Annotated in this window: 20 protein-coding genes and 3 pseudogenes; 18 read left to right on the forward strand and 5 right to left on the reverse strand. The window is 65.5% G+C overall.

Annotated features, from left to right (window positions below; all coding sequences use genetic code 11):
• The first annotated feature begins 99 nt into the window (after positions 1-99).
• The 5 genes and pseudogenes from AKN84_RS19465 to AKN84_RS19485 all read left to right on the forward strand — a co-directional run bounded on the left by AKN84_RS19465 (position 100) and on the right by AKN84_RS19485 (position 5,489).
• Positions 100-1,416 carry an adenylate/guanylate cyclase domain-containing protein gene (locus tag AKN84_RS19465; protein ID WP_050422276.1) on the forward strand — a complete coding sequence of 439 codons (1,317 nt, stop codon included), beginning with the start codon at positions 100-102 and terminating at the stop codon, positions 1,414-1,416.
• Between the two features lie 71 nt (positions 1,417-1,487).
• Positions 1,488-2,216: a GntR family transcriptional regulator gene (locus AKN84_RS19470; protein WP_050422277.1), complete on the forward strand. Its 729-nt coding sequence runs from the start codon at positions 1,488-1,490 to the stop codon at positions 2,214-2,216.
• 46 nt (positions 2,217-2,262) lie between these two features.
• Positions 2,263-3,506, forward strand: a pseudogene (locus AKN84_RS19475) (MFS transporter).
• A 15-nt stretch (positions 3,507-3,521) separates the two neighbouring features.
• Positions 3,522-4,421, forward strand: a complete 900-nt coding sequence (locus AKN84_RS19480; RefSeq protein ID WP_050422349.1) for an amidohydrolase family protein — start codon at positions 3,522-3,524, stop codon at positions 4,419-4,421.
• A gap of 153 nt (positions 4,422-4,574) precedes the next feature.
• The gene (locus AKN84_RS19485; protein ID WP_050422278.1) at positions 4,575-5,489 is read left to right on the forward strand and encodes a PhzF family phenazine biosynthesis protein; all 915 of its coding nucleotides are present in this window, start codon (positions 4,575-4,577) and stop codon (positions 5,487-5,489) included.
• 94 nt (positions 5,490-5,583) lie between these two features.
• On the opposite strand, the gene AKN84_RS19490 is transcribed toward AKN84_RS19485, so the two are convergent.
• The gene (locus AKN84_RS19490; RefSeq protein ID WP_050422279.1) at positions 5,584-6,045 is read right to left on the reverse strand and encodes a DUF488 domain-containing protein; all 462 of its coding nucleotides are present in this window, start codon (positions 6,043-6,045) and stop codon (positions 5,584-5,586) included.
• 9 nt (positions 6,046-6,054) lie between these two features.
• Positions 6,055-6,903 (reverse strand): DUF72 domain-containing protein, encoded by an 849-nt coding sequence (locus tag AKN84_RS19495; RefSeq protein ID WP_050422350.1) that lies wholly within the window; start codon positions 6,901-6,903, stop codon positions 6,055-6,057.
• A gap of 141 nt (positions 6,904-7,044) precedes the next feature.
• Here AKN84_RS19495 and AKN84_RS19500 point away from each other — a divergent pair, with 141 nt between their 5' ends.
• From AKN84_RS19500 to AKN84_RS19545, 10 genes are all read left to right on the forward strand, one after another.
• Positions 7,045-7,416 carry a hypothetical protein gene (locus AKN84_RS19500; protein ID WP_050422280.1) on the forward strand — a complete coding sequence of 124 codons (372 nt, stop codon included), beginning with the start codon at positions 7,045-7,047 and terminating at the stop codon, positions 7,414-7,416.
• A 67-nt stretch (positions 7,417-7,483) separates the two neighbouring features.
• Complete coding sequence (locus tag AKN84_RS19505; RefSeq protein WP_050422351.1) at positions 7,484-7,690, forward strand: hypothetical protein; 207 nt, start codon at positions 7,484-7,486, stop codon at positions 7,688-7,690.
• 251 nt (positions 7,691-7,941) lie between these two features.
• Entirely contained in the window at positions 7,942-9,075 is a 1,134-nt protein-coding gene (locus AKN84_RS19510; RefSeq protein WP_050422281.1) for a glycosyltransferase family 2 protein, read from the forward strand.
• A gap of 7 nt (positions 9,076-9,082) precedes the next feature.
• Entirely contained in the window at positions 9,083-10,585 is a 1,503-nt protein-coding gene (locus tag AKN84_RS19515) for a glycosyltransferase family 39 protein (RefSeq protein WP_050422282.1), read from the forward strand.
• 78 nt (positions 10,586-10,663) lie between these two features.
• Positions 10,664-11,359 carry a DUF899 family protein gene (locus tag AKN84_RS19520; RefSeq protein WP_050422283.1) on the forward strand — a complete coding sequence of 232 codons (696 nt, stop codon included), beginning with the start codon at positions 10,664-10,666 and terminating at the stop codon, positions 11,357-11,359.
• 329 nt (positions 11,360-11,688) lie between these two features.
• Positions 11,689-12,927: a tlde1 domain-containing protein gene (locus tag AKN84_RS19525; RefSeq protein WP_347337352.1), complete on the forward strand. Its 1,239-nt coding sequence runs from the start codon at positions 11,689-11,691 to the stop codon at positions 12,925-12,927.
• Between the two features lie 196 nt (positions 12,928-13,123).
• Entirely contained in the window at positions 13,124-14,080 is a 957-nt protein-coding gene (locus tag AKN84_RS19530; RefSeq protein ID WP_050422284.1) for a helix-turn-helix domain-containing protein, read from the forward strand.
• 188 nt (positions 14,081-14,268) lie between these two features.
• Positions 14,269-15,786 carry an aldehyde dehydrogenase gene (gene adh, locus AKN84_RS19535; protein WP_050422285.1) on the forward strand — a complete coding sequence of 506 codons (1,518 nt, stop codon included), beginning with the start codon at positions 14,269-14,271 and terminating at the stop codon, positions 15,784-15,786.
• Positions 15,787-15,868: 82 nt separating this feature from the next.
• Positions 15,869-16,219 (forward strand): DUF779 domain-containing protein, encoded by a 351-nt coding sequence (locus tag AKN84_RS19540; RefSeq protein ID WP_050422286.1) that lies wholly within the window; start codon positions 15,869-15,871, stop codon positions 16,217-16,219.
• A 103-nt stretch (positions 16,220-16,322) separates the two neighbouring features.
• A complete protein-coding gene (locus tag AKN84_RS19545; protein WP_050422287.1) occupies positions 16,323-17,819 on the forward strand; it encodes an AMP nucleosidase in 1,497 nt (498 codons plus the stop codon).
• A gap of 81 nt (positions 17,820-17,900) precedes the next feature.
• Here AKN84_RS19545 and AKN84_RS19550 read toward each other — a convergent pair.
• Both AKN84_RS19550 and AKN84_RS19555 read right to left on the reverse strand, forming a co-directional pair.
• Positions 17,901-18,529 (reverse strand): annotated as a pseudogene (locus tag AKN84_RS19550) (glutathione binding-like protein).
• Positions 18,530-18,539: 10 nt separating this feature from the next.
• Positions 18,540-19,133, reverse strand: a complete 594-nt coding sequence (locus AKN84_RS19555) for a cysteine hydrolase family protein (RefSeq protein WP_050422288.1) — start codon at positions 19,131-19,133, stop codon at positions 18,540-18,542.
• 126 nt (positions 19,134-19,259) lie between these two features.
• Here AKN84_RS19555 and AKN84_RS19560 point away from each other — a divergent pair, with 126 nt between their 5' ends.
• The 3 genes and pseudogenes from AKN84_RS19560 (at position 19,260) to AKN84_RS19565 (ending at position 21,465) form a co-directional block, all read left to right on the forward strand.
• Entirely contained in the window at positions 19,260-20,099 is an 840-nt protein-coding gene (locus AKN84_RS19560; RefSeq protein ID WP_050422289.1) for a LysR family transcriptional regulator, read from the forward strand.
• Between the two features lie 55 nt (positions 20,100-20,154).
• Positions 20,155-20,359 (forward strand): annotated as a pseudogene (locus AKN84_RS45735) (SPFH domain-containing protein); the annotation flags it as partial.
• A gap of 374 nt (positions 20,360-20,733) precedes the next feature.
• Positions 20,734-21,465: a Crp/Fnr family transcriptional regulator gene (locus tag AKN84_RS19565; protein WP_162240892.1), complete on the forward strand. Its 732-nt coding sequence runs from the start codon at positions 20,734-20,736 to the stop codon at positions 21,463-21,465.
• Positions 21,466-21,721: 256 nt separating this feature from the next.
• Here AKN84_RS19565 and AKN84_RS19570 read toward each other — a convergent pair whose 3' ends face one another.
• Positions 21,722-21,934, reverse strand: coding sequence for a hypothetical protein (locus AKN84_RS19570; protein WP_050422291.1), 213 nt, complete (start codon positions 21,932-21,934; stop codon positions 21,722-21,724).
• Positions 21,935-22,217: the final 283 nt, after the last annotated feature.

The following is a 22,217-nucleotide window of genomic DNA, read 5'->3' on the forward strand; positions in this document are numbered from 1 at the left end:
TGGCAATACGAAGCATCGAACCTCAGATGCGCGATTGCGCATTGGGGAATCTCGAGATTCCGGGTTCGCTTCGCGCCTCGGAATGACGGGGGTGAGGGAATGACGGAAGTCTTGGACAGGGACGGCGCGGAGAGCGGCACGACGGTCGCGACGGACTTCCATCACGCCCTGATGCGCGGGGTGATGACCACGGAGCTGCTCCGCATCAAGGTGCTGATCGGCACCACGATCCTGCTCGGCGTCATCAGCCTGCTGGTCTATTTCTTTGCCCCCGACGCGGTGAGCCGCGTCTGGCACCGCAACCTCAGCCCGGTCTATGTGTTCTACGTCATCGTGCCGCTGATCGTGTTCGAGCTCTGGGTGCACGAGGCGATCAGCTGGCACATGCGCAAGGGGCGCGACCTGCCGGTGATCCGGCGCTATATCGGTGTGCTGGTGGAGACGTCGCTGCCGACCGTCGTGCTGGCGCTGCATATCGACAGCATGGGCCGCCAGGAGGCGCTCGGCTTCGTGGCGCCGCTGATCTATTTCGTGTTCATCATCCTCTCGACGCTGCGGCTCGATTTCTGGCTCTCGACCTTCACCGGCTTCGTCGCGGCGAGCGAGCTGTTCTACATGGCGGTGTTCTTCCATGCGGCTGACGGCGTCGAGGCCGACCCCAGCATCTACTATCACGCGGCGCGCAGCTCGATCATCCTGATCTGCGGCATGCTGGCGGGCGCGGTGGGCATGCAGCTGCGGCGGCAGTTCGCGGCCAGCATCGCCGCCGCCACCGCGCGCGACCGCATCACCAACCTGTTCGGCCAGCACGTCTCGCCGCAGGTGGTCGAACGCCTGATGACGGAGGGGGCGGCCACCGGGAGCGACATCCGCCGCGTCGCGGTGATGTTCGTCGATTTCCGCAGCTTCACCGCGGGGGCGAGCACGCGCTCGCCGCAGGAGGTGGTCGACAGGCTCGACGGCGCTTTCGCCGTGCTGGTCGATATCCTCGATCGCCACGGCGGCATCGTGAACAAGTTTCTGGGTGACGGCTTCCTCGCGCTGTTCGGTGCGCCGTTCGAAGCCGGCGACGCCGCGCATCAGGCGGTCGCCGCCGCGCGCGAGATGCTGGCCGCCAATGAGCGCACCAATGCGACGTCGAGCTGGCCGCTGCGCATCGGCATCGGCATCCATGTCGGCGAGGTCGTCGCCGGCAATATCGGCTCGCCGCGGCGCAAGGAGTACACCGTGATCGGCGACACCGTGAACTTTGCCGCGCGGCTCGAGGCGCTCAACAAGGAGCTCGGCACCCAATTCCTGATCTCGGCTGCCGTGCGTGATGCGCTGGGCGACGAGTGCAAGGATGCCGTCTCGCGCGGCGAGATCCCGGTGCGGGGCTACGAGCACCCGGTGCCGGCGGTCTGGCAATTGGGGTAGGCTGCAGCATTCAGGTTTAAGGTATCAGGGTAGTTATTGACGCCGTGTCATATACTCATATAGATGACTAGATGAATTCAGTCCTCGACGACCGCCTGCCGCGCTACCAGCGTCTCCGCGACGACCTCGCGGCGCGCATCAATCGCAATGAGTGGCGTCCGGGGGATCTGATCCCGTCGGAGGCCGAGCTCGGCGCGCATTACGGCGTCGCCATCGGCACCGTGCGCAAGGCGATCGACCAGCTCGTCAGCGACGGCGTGCTGGAGCGCCAGCAGGGCCGCGGCACGTTCGTGCGCCGCGCGCGCTTCAATTCCTCGCTGTTCCGCTTCTTTCGCTTCCAGTCCGAGACCGGCGAGCGTCGCGTGCCGCAAAGCCGCATCGTGCGGCGGAAGGCGATGCCGGCGACGACGGCCGTTGCGTCGGCACTGCGCATCTCCGTCGGTGAGCCCGTGATCAGCCTGTCGCGCCTGCGGCTGATCGACGACGTGCCGCTGCTCGCCGAGGAGATCTGGCTCGAGCGGTCGCGCTTCGAGGCGATCCTTGCGCTCGACACCGCCGAATTCGGCGATCTCTTGTATCCACTCTACGAGGAGCGCTGCGGCCAGGTCGTGGTCTCGGCCGATGAAATCCTCACCGTCGAGATCGCAACCGACATGCAATCGCGCCTGCTGCGGCTCGAGGCCAACGCGCCGCTGATCGTGATCGAGCGTCTCGCCTTCGATCTGGAGCGGCGGCCGATCGAATGGCGCCGCTCGCGCGGGCCGGCGGATCGCTTCCGCTACCACGCCGAGATCAGATGAGCGCGGCAAGCAAATAAAACAACACAAGACATTTCAGGGAGGAATGATGGTGAACTGGTACAGCGAATGCTCGCCGCTCGAACGGCGCACCTTCTGGGCAAGTTTTGGCGGCTGGGGGCTCGATGCGCTCGACGTCCAGATGTTCAGCCTCGCCATTCCGGCGCTGATCACCGCGTTCGGGATCAGCAAGGCCGATGCGGGTCTGCTCGGCTCGGTCACGCTGTTCTTCGGCGCGTTCGGCGGCTGGCTCGGGGGCGCGCTCGGCGATCGCTTCGGGCGCGTGAGAGCGCTGCAGATCACCGTGGCGTGCTTTGCGCTCGCGACCTTCGCCTGCGCCTTCGCGGCGAGCTACCCCCAGCTCCTGGTCCTGAAGGCCATTCAAGGTATCGGCTTCGGTGCCGAATGGGCCTGCGGCGCGGTGCTGATGGCGGAGATCATTCGCGCCGAGCATCGCGGCAAGGCGCTCGGCGCAGTGCAGAGCGCCTGGGCGGTCGGCTGGGGCGCGGCCGTGCTGCTCTCGGCCCTGGTGTTTACCTATGCGCCGGCCGATATCGCCTGGCGCATCCTGTTCGCGGTCGGCCTGATCCCGGCGCTTTTGATCCTCTACATCCGCCGCGGGCTGAAGGAGCCGCCGCGGGCCGCATCGCGCGCAGCCGAGCCGCCGTTCTTCGCCACGCTCGGCGGAATCTTCCACCGCGACGTGCTGCGTTCGACCTTGATCGGCGGGCTGTTCGGCATCGGCGCCCATGGCGGCTATGCCGCGCTGACGACATTCCTGCCGACTTACTTGCGCGAAGTGCGCCATCTCTCGGTGCTCGGCTCCAGCGCCTATCTCGCGGTCATCATCGTTGCCTTCTTCTGCGGCTGCGTGGCCTCGGGGATCATCAGCGACCGGATCGGCCGGCGTGCCAACGTGACGCTGTTCGCGGCGGCCTGCGTCGTCACGGTGCTGGTCTATATCTTCGCGCCGCTCTCCAATTCGCAGATGCTGGTGCTTGGTTTCCCGCTCGGCTTCTTCTCGGCCGGCATTCCCGCCAGCATGGCGGCGCTGTTCAGCGAGCTCTATCCCGCCGGCGTGCGTGGCACCGGCGTCGGCTTCTGCTACAATTTCGGCCGCATCGTCTCTGCGGCGTTCCCGTTCCTGGTCGCTATCTCAGCGATCACATCGGCCTTGGGGCTGCGATCGGGATCGACGCGGCGTTTGCCTATTCGCTGGTGCTGGTCGCGGTGCTGATGCTGCCGGAAACCCGCGGCAAGGTTTTCGAGCAGGCCACTGCTGCGCGCGCGTGATGATGAGGAATGATCATGACATCGTACGAACATGGCTTGACGCGGCGCCGGTTTGCCGCGGGGATGGTTGCCGCGCTGTCGGCGGGCGGATTGGCGCGCAAAGTGAGGGCTGAGGTGCCGCAACCGGCGATCGATACCCACGCCCATGTCTTCCATCGCGGGCTGAAGCTCGCGCCGGGCCGGCGCTACGCGCCCGACTACGACGCGCCGCTCGCGCTCTATCTGCAGCAGCTCGACCAGAACGGCATCACCAACGGCGTGCTGGTGCAGCCGAGCTTTCTCGGTACCGACAATTCCTATCTGGTCGAATGCCTGAAGGCGACCAATGGCCGGCTGCGCGGCATCGCCGTGGTAGATCCTACGGTCGCGGCGGACGAGCTTCGCGCGCTCGATCGCGCCGGCGTGGCCGGCATCCGGCTCAATCTGGTCGGCCAGACGCTGCCCGACCTGACGTCGAGCGAGTGGACAGCGCTGCTGGCACAGATCAGGACGCTCGACTGGCAAGTCGAGATCCAGCGCAACGCCGGCGATCTTGCTGTTCTCGCGCCACGACTGCTCGACCAGGGCATGAAGGTCGTGCTCGATCACTTCGCCTTGCCCGATCCCAAGCTCGGCATCGACGATCCCGGATTCCAGGCCGTGCTCAAGCTCGGGGCGACGCGCAATGTCTGGGTCAAGATCTCGGCGCCGTACCGCAATGGTGCCAACGGAGAGGCGTTCGCGAAGCAGGCGTATCCGCTGCTGCGCAATGCTTATGGCGTCGGTCGGCTGCTATGGGGCAGCGACTGGCCGCACACGCAATTCGAATCGACGCAGAGCTACACGAAGAACCGCAAATTCCTCGACGAGCTCGTCACCGACGCCGATGAGCGGGCGCGTGTGCTCGCATCGCCGCGCGAGCTGTTTCGGTTCTAAGCATGATCCGGAAAAGTGCGAAGCGGTTTTCCGAAAAAGATCATGCTCAAACGAGGTGCGGGCGATTGTACCGAGTGCTCTGAATAGCGTCGTTGCAGCCGTGCTACGATGACGCCATCGGTCGCGGATGACCGGAGCACAAGGACACGCACAATGCAGCGGCGCTATATCACTGTCGACGTTTTCACCGACCGCGCCTTCGGCGGCAATCCGCTCGCCGTGGTGCTCGACGCCGAGGGACTGTCGACCGCGCAGATGCAGGCGATCGCGACCGAGTTCAACTATTCCGAGACGACCTTCGTGCTGCCGCCGCAGGACAAGGCCAACGACGCCAACGTTCGCATCTTCACGCCGGTCAGGGAGCTGCCGTTCGCCGGGCATCCCAATGTCGGGACCGCCTTCGTGCTGGCACAGCTTGCGAAGGAGCCGAAGCCGCGTCTGATCTTCGAGGAGAAGGCGGGGCTGGTGCCGGTCGATATCGCGCGAGAGGGCGACAGAGTCGTTGCCACCGAACTGACCGCGCCGCAGCCGCTGTCGCGCCTGTCGCAATTCTCCGCCGGCGAGGTCGCGAGCATGATCTCTCTTTCGCCGGACGATGTCAGGACGGATCGCCAGGCGCCGCAGGTGGTTGGTGTCGGAACACCATTCCTGGTCTTCGAGGTCGCATCGCGCGACGCGGTGCGGCGGGCAAAGCCGGATGCGGCGGCGTTCGCCCGCTTCTTCCCGCGTGACGGCGCATTCTCCGCGTATTTCTACACGCGCGATGTCCCCGCAGCGGAGCAGCCTTGCGACCTGCAGGCGCGGATGTTCTTTCCGGGATCATCCGGCCTGATCGAGGACCCGGCGACGGGCAGCGCCACGGTCGCCGCGGCCGCGCTGCTTGCAGCGCTTGATCCGCTGCGCGACGGCACCGTGAAGCTGACGGTCGGGCAGGGTTTTGACATGGGCCGGCCGAGCCTGCTGCTGACTCGTGTGCGCAAGCAGGACGGTGCGGTCACGTCCGCGCATGTCGGCGGGGCCTGCGTACAGATGATGCAGGGGACGCTGCGCCTGGAGGGGGACGGCTAGAGCGTTTTCGAGCGAAGTGGGTACTGGTTCGCGCGAAGAAAACGCGTCAAAACAGAAATCTAGAATCCCGTTCCGATAACATCGGAACGGGATTCTAGATCTGCGGTGCTGCGAGGTTCTCGATCTTCACGCCGTCGCGCTCTTCGATGATCTCGGCGATCCAGCGCCGGTGGCAGTGTTCGTGGTCGCGCTCGTAGCAGAGGATGCATACCGGGCCGGATTTCTTGACCAGCGCCGACAGCTCGTCGAGCTCCTCCTTGGCCTGCACCGTCTTGAGGTGCGCCGAATAGATCTTGTGCAGCAGCGCATATTGTCCGCTGCGCGCCGCCTCGCGCCCGCTCTTCGGCGTGCCGAGGCCGCGGAGGTGGACGTAGCCGATGCCGCGCTCGTCGAGGCCCGCGGCGAGCTGGGTCTTGGAGAAGCCGGGACGGCGCGAGGAGGCGATCGCGCGCACGTCGACCAAGAGCTTCACGCCGGCATGCTGGAGCTCGTCGAGCACCGCCTTCGACGGCGTCTGCTCGTAGCCGATGGTGAAAAGCTTCTTTGCCTTCGCCATCACGCTCGCTCACTTCACCCGTTCGATCAGCTCCATCGCGCCGGCGGGCGCGCGGATCTTGCCCTCGTGGATCACGTAGGCGAACACGTCGCGCGGCGCCTTCTTCGGCGCTGTCTTGTCGACCTTGGGCAGGTCGTCCGGCTCGCCGCCGCCGGCCCAGTCCTGAAAGCGCTTGGCCCAGGCGTCGAGCTGCTTCGGCGGATAGCAGGTCTTCAATTCGTCATCGCCCTTCTGCAGCCGGGCATAGACGAAGTCGCTCGCGACGTCGGCAATCGCCGGATATTTGCCATGCTCGGCGAACACCACCGGCACCTCGTGCTCGCGAATGAGGGCAATGAATTCGGGCACGCAAAAACTGTCGTGGCGCACCTCGACCACGTGGCGCAGCGCGCGGCCGTCGAGCTTGCGCGGCAGCAGCTCGAGGAACTTGCCGAAATCGGCGCCGTCGAACTTCTTGGTCGGCGCGAACTGCCAGAGCACCGGGCCGAGCCGGTCCCTCAATTCCAGTACGCCCGAATCATAGAACCGCTTCACCGAATCGCCGGCCTCGGCGAGCACGCGGCGGTTGGTGGCGAAGCGCGGCCCCTTCAGCGAGAAGATGAAGCCGTCGGGCACTTCGCTGGCCCATTTGCGAAAGCTCTCCGGCTTCTGCGAGCCGTAGTAGGTGCCGTTGATCTCGATCGAGGTCAGCTTCGAGGCGGCGTAGGACAGCTCCTTCGCTTGCGTGAGCTTCTCGGGATAGAACACCCCGCGCCACGGCTCGAAGGTCCAGCCGCCGATGCCGATATAGATGTTGCCTGCGTCCGTCTTGGTCGTCTTGGTATCTGTCTTGGTTGCCTTGGTGGGAGCTTTGGCCACGACTGCACTCATCGTGAGGGAGGGGAACAGGCATCGAGAGTAGTCAAAATAATCGTGATTGGCCAGTTTGCCAGATTGGCGCGGGGATGCTTATCGTCGTCGCCGCTCTTCGCTACGATGCGCCAAAACGGAGAACAACACATGCGCATGCTGGTTGCGGCCGCCTTCCTGATCACGTCCTCCGCTGCCATATCGTTCGCTGCAATGGCCGACGAGGTCGACGATGCGCACAAGCTCGCGATCACCGGCCGCGACGCCTACTGGAATTGTCTCGCCCGCGAATATCCCCGCGACAGCAACAAGGCGATGTCCGACCAGGAGTTCACCTCGCTGATCGCCAATGTCTGTCCCTCGGAGCGGCAGAACTTCCGGGTGTCGCTGATCGACTTCCTGTCGCTGCAATTTCCCAAGCAGGATGCCGACGCGAATCTGACGACCGCCAACCGCGCGATCGAGCTGGCGCAGAAGGACATCGTGACCGCCTTCACCCGGCGCAGGGCCGCGGCGAAATAGGTTCCCGAATCCTGTTGCGGCCGGCCGATTTTTGATATCAATCCGCGCAGGCGAGGGGATGATCGGCATGCGCTCACAATCGACGGCAGGGTTCTTGGGCGCATTGGTCGCAGCCATCGCGCTGGCGGCCGCGTTCATCTACGGGCCGTCGCCGAGCCAGCTCCGTAACCCGACCCAGCCCGCAGCAGCGCCGCAGGCGGCACCCGCCGCCGAGGCCGCGCCGGCGGCCCCGGTGCCACGCGGCCCGGTGATCCGGGAAGTCCCGAACAACTAGCGCCCTCCAGACCGCCCCTTGCAAACCGCATGGCGGCTTCCTATCTGGCTCATAACGGCGACGTTGCAGCTTAAGGGCTCCGGCGCTGGGACGACCACGACAAAGTCGGCTGCGCCGGATGTACGCGCGCCCCTTGTTCGTGGTCGTTGGCATTTTCAGGGGTATTTTGCCCCGTTTTCCCGCTTTCCGAGACCGCGTTTGGGCCGGCCCGCCTTGGCAGCGGGGGAGGCTGCGGCTATACGCTGGCGCTCATGAACGAAGCCATCAAGCCGAGCCCCGAAACCGCATTGCCGGCAGCAAGTCTGCCGCAGCTTTCGGTGGTCGTCCCGACCTTCAACGAACGCGACAATGTCACGGTGCTGTACCGCCGGCTCGACGCGACCCTGAAGGACGTGTCCTGGGAGGTCATCTTCGTCGATGACAATTCGCCCGACGGAACCTGGGACGTGGTGCGCGCGCTGGCTCGGAAGGATTCCCGCGTGCGCTGCATCCGCCGAATCGGCCGGCGCGGCCTGTCCGGCGCCTGCATCGAGGGCATCCTGGCCTCGAGCGCGCCCTATGCCGCCGTCATGGACGCCGACCTGCAGCATGACGAGACCCAGCTCCCGAAGATGCTGGGGCTGCTGCAGAGCGGCGAGGCCGAGCTCGTGGTCGGCAGCCGCTACATCGAGGGCTACAAGGCCGACGGCTTCAACAAGCAGCGCGCCGGCGCCAGCGCCTTCGCCACCGAGATCGCGCGCCGCGCGCTGAAGGTCGAGGTCGCCGATCCCATGAGCGGCTTCTTCATGATCCGCCGCGACCGTTTCGAGCAGCTCGCGCCGCAGCTCTCGACCCAGGGCTTCAAGATCCTGCTCGACGTCGTGGCGACGGCGGAGGGCAAGCTGCGCACGGTCGAGATTCCCTACACGTTCGGTGCCCGCCAGCATGGCGAGAGCAAGCTCGATTCGATGGTCGCGCTCGACTTCCTCGGCCTCGTGCTGGCGAAGCTGACCAACGACCTGATCTCGCTGCGCTTCATCCTGTTCGCCGCAGTCGGTGGGCTCGGCCTGCTGGTGCATCTCAGCGTACTGTTCATCGCGCTGGAACTGTTCAAGGCGCCGTTCCCGGAGGCCCAGGCCACCGGCGCGATTGTCGCCATGACCAGCAACTTCATCCTCAACAATTTCCTGACCTACCGCGACCAGCGGCTGAAGGGCTTTGGCATCCTGGGCGGCCTGCTGTTGTTCTATCTGGTCTGCAGTGTCGGCCTGCTGGCCAATGTCGGCGTCGCGTTCTCGGTCTACGACCAGGAGCCGATCTGGTGGCTTGCGGGCGCGGCCGGCGCGCTGATGGGCGTGGTGTGGAACTACGCGATGTCCGGGCTGTTCGTCTGGCGCAAGCGATGACGGTGGCATGAACGCGAACGAGGCGCGGCTGGCCCGGAACACCGCGCTTGCGGTGTGCGCGCTGGTCGGGTTGCGGCTGGCCGCCGCCGCATGGACGCCGCTGACCTTCGACGAAGCCTATTACTGGATGTGGTCGAAGTCGCTCGCCGGCGGCTATTACGACCATCCGCCGATGGTCGCGGTGGTGATCCGGCTCGGCACCATGATTGCGGGCGATACGCCGCTCGGCGTGCGCCTGGTGTCGATCCTGCTCGCATTGCCGATGAGCTGGGCGATCTACCGGGCGGCCGAAATCCTGTTCGGCGGCCAGCGCATCGCCGCGAGCGCGACCATCCTGCTCAACGTCACGCTGATGGCCGCTGTCGGCACCTTGATCGTGACACCGGATGCGCCGCTGCTGGTTGCGTCCAGCTTCCTGCTGTATGCGCTCGCGAAGGTGCTGGAGAGCGGCCGCGGCGCCTGGTGGCTTGCGGTCGGTGCCAGCGCCGGCCTGGCGCTGCTGTCGAAATACACCGCGCTGTTCTTTGGTCCCGCGATCCTGATCTGGCTTGCGAGCGTGCCGAAGCTGCGGCGCTGGTTTCTCTCGCTGTGGCTCTATCTCGGCGGCCTGGTTGCGGCCGGCCTGTTCGCGCCGGTCATCCTCTGGAATGCCGATCACCACTGGGTGTCCTTCATCAAGCAGATGGGGCGGGCCCGGATCGAGGACTTCCGGCCGACCTATATCGCCGAGCTGATCCCGACCCAGTTTGCATTCGCGACGCCGTTGGTCTTCATCCTCGGCGTGATGGGACTCTATGCGCTGTACCGGCGCCGCGCCGGCGCGATGGCCGCGCGCGTGCTGATCAACGGCATGTTCTGGACCATCGTGGTCTACTTCACCTGGCACGCGCTGCACGCGCGGGTCGAGGCCAACTGGTTCGCGCCGGTCTATCCGGCTTTCGCGGTGGCGGCCGCGGTCGCGGCAATCCAGGTGCAGTGGGCGCCGCGCGAGCAGCGCACGATCGATTTCTGCCGCCGCTGGGCTGCGCCCACAGGCGTCGTACTGTTCGCACTGCTGATCGTGCAAGCCAATACCGGCATGCTCTCGGGTTACCGCCGCGACGCCACCGTGCGCAGCGTCGGCGTCGGCTGGCAGGAACTCGCTGATAAGATCGAGGCGGCGCGTGTGCGATCTGGCGCGAGCTGCGTGCTGGCGCCGGACTACGGCACCACCGGCTGGCTTGCCTTCTATCTCCCCAAGGGCACCTGCGTCGTACAGCAGGGCCAGCGCATTCGCTGGGTCAACATATCAGAGCCGAGCCCGACGCAGCTGTCCGGCAAGCTATTGTACGTGCATGAGGTCGAGCAGGAGATGCCGGCCGCGATGCGCGACAATTTCGCCCATGTCGAAACGGTGGGTGAGGCCAAACGCATGCGCGGGCCGCTGGTGATCGAGACCTACGCGCTCGATCTGCTGGAGGGGGCAAAGGGCGACGTCCTGGACCGTTCGCCGCCCCCGGAACTGCAATAAGATCGTCGCCGTTGAGTGTCGGATCGCCCGAGGCCGGGTCGTCTTCCAGGAAGCCCGTCAACCACGCGAGGTTCCAACATGACCAGTTCCGTCCTCAAGCCCGCCGCCGAGCTCGCCAGCACCAACACCAGACGCTTTCCCAATGAGAGCGCGGAGTATCGCCGCGCGCGCCAGGCGCTGCTCGTCGAGGAGATCGAGCTGCGTCGTCATATCGAGCGCGTCGCCGAGTTGCGCCGCGCGCTGCCGCCGGGCGGCGAGGTGACCAAAGCCTATGAGTTCATTGGTGAGGCCGCTACGGCCTCGCTTGCTGATCTGTTCGGCAGCAAGTCCACGCTGATCATCTATAGCTACATGTTCGGCCCGCAGCGCGAGAAGCCGTGTCCGATGTGCACGTCGTTCATGAGCACGTGGGAGCAGAAGTTGCCCGACATCGAGCAGCGCGTGTCGTTGGTGTTCACGGCGCGCTCGCCGATCGCACGGTTGATCGAGGCGAAAAAGGCGCGCGGCTGGACGCGTCACAAGATCTACTCGGATCCGTCGGGTGACTACACCCGCGACTATGTCAACAAAGATGACAGCGATTTGCCCGGCTACAATGTCTTCACGCGCCACGACGGCACGATCCGGCATTTCTGGGGAGGCGAAATGGGCGGAGGCACGATGGACCCCGGCCAGGACCCGCGAGGCGCGCCGGACATGGATCCGCTCTGGACCTTGCTCGACACCACGCGCGAGGGCCGCGGCGCGGACTGGTATCCGAAGCTCAGCTATTGAGGGATGGTTTTTGCTCGATCCCCGCGCGATTACGGGGCGATTGGGAAGGAAATTCTCCCTAGGATTTATCTCGGCATGCGGCGGCGGAGCCGCATGCCGGAATGTCCCATCATGGGACAAAAAAGCCGTTTTGGCGGTCCAATGTCATCTTAAAAAAGCCCTACGCCACAGGCACTTCCCGCGTTGCAGGGGATCGCATCCGGTTAAGTCGCATTTAACTAAAAGTCGCCTTAATGGCCGCCTGTGCCCCCGCGCGACGTTGAGCCGAACACCGTTCGACCGTGCGTCGAGTGAGGGACAAAGGTGGACCTGTTTTGAGCGCCGGGCGTATGGGTACGAGTGCGAGTGCGTATGTTCTTGGGGCGCCAAGCCGCAAGAAATCCTCCCGAAAAATCCTCCCACAGCATTTCCTCGGCAGCGCCGCGGTGGCGGGGCTGGTGCTTGGCTGCGCCTGGACCGTCTACGCCAATATCTTTGCAGCGAACGTCTATCCGTCGGTCGGCAGTGCGTCGTTCGATGCGCCGGTGGTGAAGCGGCCTGTCGCCGTCGCCGCACGGCCGGCCCCCGCGTTCAACGAGGTGTTCGCGTCCCTGACGCCGGCGTCGGCGGCTCCCGCCAAGACCGAGGTGGCGAAGTCGGAAGCGCCGGCACCTTCGCTTATGTTTAACGATCGGTTTGCGGCGGCCTCGCCCGAGGGCGTTGCGTCCAGCGTCGTGGCCGACGCCGCAACGCAGATCGACCCGATCAAGCAGGCGGCCGCTGCGCCAAAGGCCGAAGCGGCGAGGGCGGTCGCAACTGCAGAGCTCGCCGAAACATCGAAGCCGTTGCCAGCGCCGAAATCGGTCGAGACCGCCAAGAAGCAAGCCGCCGCCAATCTGAAGGTGGCGCTGAACGATCCCGCCGCCAATGTGCAGCCCAAGGCGGCTGAGAAGGCTTCCGACCCGAAGCCGGCCGAGGTCAAGCAAGCCGTGAAATCCAGCGGCGTTCGCGACATGGCCGCGCGCGCCAAGGCCGCGGTGATGTCGATCGCATCGAGCGAACGGCAGACCATGGTCGAGAAGCTGTGGGGCAAGCGCGAGTCAAGCGGTGGGCTGCTCTCCTTCGCCTCGGCCGATGCCAATGTCACCGGCAGCATCCCCTCGACGCTTGACCAGAACCCGATGCTCGGCGGCTCGCCGCCCTATGACCGCCAGACCGCGGTCTACGACATCTCGGCCAAGACCGTGTATCTGCCCGACGGCACGCGGCTCGAGGCGCATTCCGGCCTCGGCTCGAGGCTCGACGATCCCAGGTCCTCGCACATGAAGATGGTCGGCGTGACGCCGCCGCACATCTACGAGCTCAAGCCGCGCGAAGCACTGTTCCACGGCGTGCCGGCGCTGCGCCTCAATCCGATCGGCGGCGAAGGCAAGATCTTCAACCGCGATGGTCTGCTCGCGCACACCTTCATGCTCGGCCCGAACGGCGACTCCAACGGCTGCGTCTCGTTCAAGGACTATTACGCGTTCCTCGACGCCTACCGCAACAAGGGCATCCGCCGTCTCGCGGTGCTCGCGCGGATTCAATAGGCGCCAACTGCCGGACGGGCGGGGCGCTCCACGCCCGCGCGTTGTGCGACGAAGTCCAGGTTCCTGTCCGAAGGTCGGTGTGCCGTTCCCTTGAAAGGCTGCGGAGAGCGCTATATCCTGCGATATACAAAGGTGCCAGGGCTAACAGCGCCGCGCTCCCGAGGGTCACAGAGCCCGCGGAGCAGGGGAGGAGAGCATGAGCCGGTCGCCGGGCGTCATGCACACGGACAAGGTTCTCGACGTGCTTGCCGGAGGCGGAGCGCCATCCGACCTGTCGGCGTCGTGGCGCCGGTCCGGCCATCTGCATGCGCTCGATCCGGCGAGCCGCCTGCCGTCGCATCGGCTCGGCCAGGCCGAAATCGCTGCTGCACAGCAGCGCCTCGGTGAATTCCTGAAAGTCGCCCAGAGCACGCTCGACCGGCTGTTCCTTGCGGTGGGCGGTGTCGGCTGCTCGGTGCTGCTCGCGGACCGCGACGGTGTCGTCGTCGACCGGCGCGGTGCGGGCGCCGATGACGCGACGTTCAACGCCTGGGGGCTCTGGACCGGTGCGGTCTGGAGCGAGAAGTACGAGGGGACCAACGGCATCGGCACCTGCATCGTCGAGAAGCGGCCGCTGTCGATCGACCGCGAACAGCACTTCTTCACCCGCAATTCCGCGCTGTTCTGCACCACCGCGCCGATCTTCGACGAGAATGGCGAGTTGGCCGCAGCCCTCGACGTGTCGTCCTGCCGGGCCGACCTGACCGACGGATTTTCCCGGCTGATCGCGACCACGGTCACCGACGCGGCGCGGGTGACCGAGGCTGAGAATTTTCGCCGGGCGTTTCCCTATGCGCGAATTCTCCTGACGCCGCGGAGCGAACGCGCCATCAATTCGCTGCTGGCGGTGGATCGCGACGACCTCGTGATTGGTGCAACGCGGGCTGCGCGCCGCGCGCTCGGCCTCAGCGCAGCGTCGCTGGCGCGGCCATTGCCGGCGGCCGATCTGATCGGCGAGACCCGCGACGATGGTGGGCTCGTTGCCGCGGAACGTGCAGCTTTGCAGCGTGCGCTGGCGCGGGCCGGCGGCAACGTGTCGAAAGCCGCCAGGGACCTCGATATGTCCCGCGCGACATTGCATCGGAAGCTGAAGCAGTTCGGCCTGCACCGCTAGGACGCTCCTGCAAGGCTCGAAATCGGCATCCGAAGCGCTGATGCGCCTGTACCAATTTGCGGCGCACTCTGTCTCAGATTTGCGACAGTTCCCCTGCGTCCGTTGGGGCGAGCATCTGTTCTGTCCGCCTGATTTGGCCGAGCGTCCCGGCCAACGCCGTGTGCATCGGCGTGCCAACGGAGGAACACATGAACAAGGTTGACATGCAGTCCGTGCTCAAGGCGCCGTTTGCCCAGCGCTACGGCAATTTCATCGGCGGCGAATGGCGCGAGCCCCATTCCGGAAAGTATTTCGACAACGTATCTCCGGTGACGGGACTTCCGATCTGCGAGATCCCGCGCTCGGATGCTGCTGACATCGAGGCCGCGCTCGATGCGGCGCATGCGGCGAAGGACGCCTGGGGCAAGACCAGCGTCGCCGAGCGCTCGCTGATCCTCAACAGGATCGCCGACCGGATGGAAGCCAATCTCGAAAAGCTCGCCACCGCCGAGACCTGGGACAATGGCAAGCCGATCCGCGAGACCATGGCGGCCGACATGCCGCTCGCCATCGACCACTTCCGCTATTTCGCCAGTGCGATCCGCGGCCAGGAGGGCTCGATCTCCGAGATCGATCATGACACCGTCGCCTATCACTTTCACGAGCCGCTCGGCGTGGTCGGGCAGATCATTCCCTGGAATTTCCCGATCCTGATGGCGGTCTGGAAGCTCGCGCCGGCGCTCGCCGCCGGCAACTGCGTGGTGCTCAAGCCGGCCGAGCAGACCCCGGCATCGATCATGACCTTGCTCGAACTGATCGGCGATCTCTTGCCCAAGGGCGTGCTGAACGTTGTCAACGGCTTCGGCCTCGAGGCCGGCAAGCCGCTCGCGTCGTCGAACCGGATCGCCAAGATCGCCTTCACCGGCGAGACCACGACCGGCCGGCTGATCATGCAGTACGCCTCGCAGAACCTGATCCCGGTGACGCTCGAGCTCGGCGGCAAGTCGCCGAACATCTTCTTTAGGGATGTCTGCGCGGAAGACGATGACTTCTTCGATAAGGCGATCGAAGGCTTCGTGATGTTCGCGCTCAACCAGGGCGAGGTCTGCACCTGCCCGAGCCGCGCGCTGATCCACGAATCGATCTACGACCGCTTCATGGAGCGCGCGTTGAAGCGCGTCGCGGCGATCACCCAGGGCAGCCCGCTCGACCCGACCACGATGATCGGCGCGCAGGCCTCGTCCGAGCAGCTCGAGAAGATCCTCTCCTATATCGACATCGGCAAGAAGGAGGGCGCCAAGGTGCTGGCCGGCGGCGAGCGCAACAATCTCGGCGGCGGACTGTCGGGCGGCTATTACGTCAAGCCGACGGTGTTCGAGGGCAACAACAAGATGCGCGTGTTCCAGGAGGAGATCTTCGGGCCGGTGGTGTCGGTCACGACCTTCAAGACCGACGAGGAGGCGCTTTCGATCGCCAACGACACGCTCTATGGCCTCGGCGCGGGCGTCTGGAGCCGCGATGCCAATCGCTGCTATCGCTTCGGCCGCGCCATCCAGGCCGGCCGGGTCTGGACCAATTGCTACCATGCCTATCCGGCGCACGCGGCGTTCGGCGGCTACAAGCAGTCCGGCGTCGGCCGTGAGAACCACAAGATGATGCTCGACCATTACCAGCAGACCAAGAACATGCTGGTGAGCTACAGCGCGAAGAAGCTGGGCTTCTTCTGAGGGCTCGGCCCTTGTCTCGGGGCGAGGCAAACGACAGGTTTCGGCGGGATGTCCCGCCGGAGCCTCCATCACGGAGGCCGAGATGGCTGACAAGGTGACCGCGACGCCGGCTGCGCTGAAACTGATTGCGGAGATCGTCGCTGATCACGGGCCGGTGCTGTTTCACCAGTCCGGCGGCTGCTGCGACGGTTCGTCGCCGATGTGCTATCCGATAGGCGAATTCCTGATCGGCGACCACGACGTCAAACTCGGCGAGATCGGCGGCGCGCCGTTCTACATCAGCGGTTCGCAATACGACGTTTGGAAGCACACCGACCTGATCATCGACGTCGTTCCCGGCCGCGGCGGCATGTTCTCGCTCGACAACGGGCGCGAACGCCGGTTCCTGACCCGGTCCGAGATCTGCGCGCTGCCGCCGCGCGAGGCGGAATAGGGCGCCGCGACCGGCGCCGATCTGGAACTGGAGGCCATTGTCGCTATACTGTGCTGATCCAAAGCGAGGCCAAGCTCGGCAACGGATCTGGTGCAAAGCGAACATGTCTCCGACGCCCCCCATCGAAACCCCACCGCCGATCACGACCGAGGCGTTCGTCGAGGCCACAGCGGCGGTTGCCCGCCTCGAAAAGATTTACGAGCGCAACACCGGCTACCTGCGCAATCGCTTCGAGGCCTATGTCAACGGCGTGCCGTTCACGACGCGGGTGCGCGCGCATTATCCGTTCGTCCGCATCACGACCTCGTCGCATGCGAGGCTCGATTCCCGTCTCGCCTACGGTTTTGTCGCGGGACCTGGCATCCATGAGACCAGCATCACGCGGCCGGATATTTTCCGGACCTATCTCACCGAGCAGATCGGGCTGCTGATCAAGAACCATGGCGTGGCGGTCGAGATCGGCGAGTCCAGCGAGCCGATCCCGATCCATTTCGCTTACCGGCGCGACATCAATATCGAGGCGGCGCTGACCATCGCCGACAGTTCGGCGTTCACAAGGTCGCTGCGCGACATCTTCGATACGCCGGATCTCGCGGCGATGGACGATGCGATCGCCGACGGCACGTTCGAGCTGACGCCGCGCACGCCCGAGCCGCTGGCGCTGTTCCGCGCCGCGCGGGTCGATTACTCGCTGCGCCGGCTCTATCACTACACCGGCACCGACCCGGAGCATTTCCAGAATTTCGTGATCTTCACCAACTACCAGTTCTATGTCGACGCCTTCGCGCAATCGAGCCTGCAGCGTCTCGCGTCGGGCGAGGAAGGGATCGAGGCGTTCGTGGCGCCCGGCAATCTGATCACGCGCAGCGCGCGGCTCGGCGGCGGCACCACGGGCGCCGCATCGGAGCGCGTGCCGCAGATGCCGGCGTTCCATCTCGTCGAGCCCGGCTATCGCGGCATCACCCTGATCAATATCGGGATCGGCCCGTCGAACGCGCGCAACATCACCGATCACGTCGCGGTGCTGCGGCCGCATGCCTGGCTGATGATCGGGCATTGCGCCGGCTTGCGCAACACTCAGCGGCTCGGCGACTACGTGCTCGCCCATGGCTATGTCCGCGAGGATCACGTGCTCGATCACGAGCTGCCGCTCTGGGTGCCGATCCCGGCACTGGCGGAGATGCAAGTCGCGCTCGAGGAGGCGGTCGGCGAGGTCACCGGGCTCTCCGGCTTCGAGCTGAAGCGGCTGATGCGCACCGGCACGGTCGCGAGCGTCGACAACCGCAACTGGGAGATCAGCGGGCCGCAGGTGATCCGGCGGATGTCGCAATCCCGCGCCATCGCGCTCGACATGGAATCGGCGACGATCGCCGCCAACGGCTATCGCTTCCGCGTGCCCTACGGCACGCTGCTGTGCGTCTCCGATAAGCCGCTGCATGGCGAGATCAAGCTGGCGGGCATGGCGAGCGAGTTCTATCGCCAGCGCGTCGGCCAGCACCTTCAGATCGGCCTGAAGGCGCTGGAGCGGCTCAAGCAGCAGGAATCCGAGCGCCTGCATTCGCGCAAGCTGCGCAGCTTCGCCGAGGTCGCGTTCCAGTAGAGCATGATCCGGAAAAGTGCGAAGCGGTTTTCCGAAAAGATCATGCTTAAGCAATAAGCTAAAGAGCTGGGCACGCGGCGCTCACGCCGCGGCGCTCTTCCACAATTGCGTCTCGATGCCGATCGCGGCCTTGACCTGCGGACGCGCCTGGATTCGCGAGAGATAGGCTGCCAGCGACGGCCATTGCGCGACGTCGACATCTGCGGAGCGCAGCAGCAGCAGCGCCCAGGCGAGGTGCGCGTCCGCAACCGTGAAGCGGTCCCCGACCAGAAATTCGCGGTGCGCAAGATGCGCCGATGGCACCGACAAGGTCTGCCCGATCCTGGCACGCGGTTTCGCAAGCGATGCCTCGTCCTTGTACCAGAAGGTCGGGAACAGAAATCCCTTGTGGATCTCGGTGCCGACGAAGCTCAGCCATTCCTGCAGGCGGTAGCGATCCGGATCGCCGGGTGCCGGCGCGAGGCCGAGTTCGGGCTTCAGGTCGGCGATGTATTGCAGCACCGCCGCGCTCTCCGTCAGCCGCTCGCCGTTCTCCAGCACCAGCACAGGCACCGCGCCTTTCGGCGAGACCGTGCGGAAGTCGCTATCGTCCTCGACCACCTTCTTGGTCCAGAGATGGGCCATGCGGTAGCGCGCGTCGATGCCGGCCACCATCAGCGCGATCGGCTGGCGAGCGAGCAGGCCATCGGCCAGAAATAGAGCTCAAGCATGATGGTGCTCTCAGGCGAGGGCGTCGCCGCGGGCGATGATCGCGAAGCGGTCCGACAGTTCGGCGAGTGCGACGTCGTGAATGAGCCTTGCCGCAATCGTGCCGCCCTTGCCGTCGGGCAGGTCGCGGGTGGCGCAGCTCTCGGCGTCGATGGTGGTGCGGAAGCCGAGGTCGAGCGCGGCGCGCGCGGTCGAGCTCACGCACATGTGCGTCATGAAGCCAGCGAGCACCAGCTCCTTGCGGCCGGTCGCGGCAAGCTGCGCGCTGAGGTCGGTGCCGGCGAACGCGTTCGGCAATTGCTTCTCGATCACGACCTCACCCGGCCGCGGTGCCAGCGGCGCGACGATCGCGCCGCGCTCCGCGCTGCGATCGAACAGGCTTCCCGGCGCTCCCTTGTGCGCGATGTGGATGATCTTGGTGCCGCTTTCCCGTGCTTGGTTGAGCAATGCGGTCGCGCGCGCGATCGCGGGGCCGGCATCGGGCAAGGCGAGGGGACCGGCGAGATATTCGTTCTGGATGTCGATCAGCACCAGGCAGGCATCGCCGAGGCGCGGCGGGGTGAGGTCGATGGCGGCAAGCTGCATCAAGGTTTTGGCTGCGGTCATGGTCCTGAGATCTCCAGCGGGTTGGCACCGAAAATATAGCCGCGGACCGGCCTGCCGTTATGCAGGGATATTGCAGCCAGTAGCTGCGTTATTGCAGGCGGGGCGGGCACCATGTAGCCTGCCGCGATGAACTGGGACGACCTTCGCATCATCGCCGCCGTCAGGGACGAGGGCACCTATGCCGGCGCCAGCGAGCGGCTGCGCATCGACGAGACCACGGTCGGCCGCAGGCTGGCGCGGATCGAGCGCGCGCTCGGCCTGCGGCTGTTCGAGGCCGCCGACGGCGTCCGCAAGCCGACCCGGCAGTGCGACGTGGTGCTCGCGCACATCCAGGCGATGGCCGCGCATGCCGAGGAGATCGGCCGGATCGGCGAAAGCCTGCCCGGCCCGGTCGGCCGGCTGCGCGTCGCCTCCACCAACGCGATCGCGGAGGAAGTGCTGGCGCCGCGCACCGGCGAATTGCTGCGCGCCCATCCGGGACTGACGCTGCAATTCCTGACGTCGAGCGAGAATGTCAAATTCTCGCGCTGGGAGGCCGATCTCGCGATCCGCCTGCGCAAGCCCGACAAGGGTGATTTCGCGATCTCAAAGCTCGGCGAAGTCAGGCTGTATTTCTTCGAGCCGGCCGCGACGTCGGCAGGCGACGCGGTGACCTGCGCCTATCCCGACGAACTCGGAGCGATTCCGGAAATGCAGTTCCTGCGCGCGAAGCGGCTTCGCGCGCGCTGCGTGACCGACAATGTTCGTATCATCCACAAGATCATCCAGTCGCACCAGGCGGTCGGCGTGCTGCCGGAGCATAGTTGCGCGGACCTTTTGACCGACCGCCGCCTGCGCGCCACGCTGCTGCCGAAACGGCGCGACGTCTGGCTGCTGGTGCAAAGCCATCTCAAGCGCGACGCTGCGACGCGCGTCACCATCGACTGGCTGCGCGCCTGCTTCCAGGACGTCGCGCGCGGCGGGTGACGCGCCCTCGTAATGATCGGACGTGGCGCGACGCCTGGGTCACAGCGCCGGCTAGCTGGTCAACAAGGTGGTGGAGGCGGAGCGGGTGGCGAAGGCCAATCTGATCCGCCGGCAGGAGGAGACCGCGGCGATGCGTTCGCTCCTCAACACCGCCACTGATGGAGGAGAACCCTCTGCTGCTGCGGCTCAAGGAGCTGGAGTCGCTCGAGCGGCTGGTCGAGAAGGTCGGCCGCATCGACCTGCACGTGGGCCAGGGCTAGGGCCTCGATGCGCTCCCGACCAATCTGGTCCGCCTCAAGCGCCCCAGAGCGCGTAACAAGAAGGGCCGCCTACGGGCGGCCCTTCGCTGTCATGAACCAGGTGATGGAACCGGATTGCAGCGTTTACCGTGCACCGAAATTGGAACCCCGTTCCGCGGTTCTACGGTGCGAACATGTGCATTTTGCTGTTGCGTCCGTCGGTGCATTTGCATCTAACTCTTTGAGTACTGCCTGCGGAGAATTCCGCCTTACGGCCAAGCGTTTGGAGTTGGTTTTTTGAACTTGCGTCTGAGTGAGTTGGTTATGTGTCGCATCACCACGGGGCGGCGCCAGTGAGGTTCTCCGGCGGGATCGGTAATCGCCTTCTCGCAACATTGCCGGCAGCGGATCTCGATCTGCTCGGGCCTGACCTGGAAACGGTCGCGCTTGATCAGGATGCGGTCCTGACGCGAGCCGGCGACGAGATCGATTATGTCTTCTTTCCCCATAGCGGTGCGATCCTGCTAATGATCGATATGGCGGACGGGCACACGGTCGCGACCGGTGTGGTTGGGCGCGAAGGCGTGGTGGGCAGTCTTTCGGTGCTCGGCTCGTCGCCATCGGGCATTACCGCGGTGGTTGGGGCCGCGGGCACCGCCTCGCGGCTCCCCGCGGCACGCTTTCATGCCGCTTTCGGCCGTAGTGCCGCGATCCGGCAGGCGATGCAGAAGCACATCCGATCGATGCTGATCCAGTTCCAGCGCGGCTCCGCCTGCAATGCTCTGCACCCGGTCGAGGCCCGCATGGCGCGCTGGCTGCTCCAGCTTCGCGATCGGATCGACAGCGATGTCCTTCCGTTGACCCAGCACGCGCTGTCGCAAATCCTCGGCGTGCGACGAACGACGGTGACGCTGCTGATGCGCAACCTTCGCACGCGCGGCGCAATCCGGTCCGAGCAACGAGGCCGGATCGAGATCGACCGGTCACGGCTCTCGGCGCTGGCGTGCGAATGCCACCGCGTCATGCGTGTCGAGGCCGAGGAGATCTTCTCGGGCCACCAATCCCGCGCGGCGGCTCGAACCGACGATCCGCGCATCTCGGAAGCCGAAACCGACGACGCGATGTGAGCGCGCAGCGAGCGCGATCAACGGCGCCGCCGCCGATCAGGCCGCCGGGTCGAGGCCGCTGTTGTGTCGAGCCTGGCGATCTCGCGCAGCTCTTTCGCCGTCCGGCGCAATTCATTGCGTTCCGGACCCGGCTTCAGCCGTCGTGCCTCGTCGAGAAAGTCCTTGGCCTGCAGCAGCTAGGGCGATGCTTTCGTTGCGACCTGCATGTCCGACATGGTGTCCCTCCATCGCGATCGTCAATGACCTGTGTCGGCGTTCAGACCGGCGGCCCGGCACCGCGCCGCCGCACGCGGATGCTGGGCTCGTCGACCCAGGCCTCGCGCGCGAACCAACTATGATCGGCGCGGCAGAACGGGCAGCGGGTGCGCGAGAAGAACACCGTGCTGCGTCTAAAGCTCTCGCGATCGGTCGTGATGCCGGTGGGTATCGCGTGTCCGGTTTGCGGACATTTCACCATGAGCATGCCCATGTGAGCCCTCGATATTGCTTTCTTGCCTCTTGCAGGAAAGCACCGGCCGGTCGGAATGCGCCTCTTGAAGGTGCGGTTACTTGGGGAGCATCGCGCACCTGCGGCGTTTGACGAAGCATCGGGCAGTGGGGGCTGCGTGCTCGTCTGTGGGCTTATTCCAACCGGCCGGATCCCTCCTCGAACGAATCCTCAATACGACTTTGGGCGCCGCCTTTTTGTCAGGCGGCTTGCTTGATCGCCTTCCCTCTCAAGCGAAAGCCTTCCTCGCAACGCTGCCGCGTCA

Origin of the sequence: Bradyrhizobium tropiciagri (assembly GCF_001189845.1) — a bacterium.
Classification (GTDB): Bacteria; Pseudomonadota; Alphaproteobacteria; order Rhizobiales; family Xanthobacteraceae; genus Bradyrhizobium; species Bradyrhizobium tropiciagri.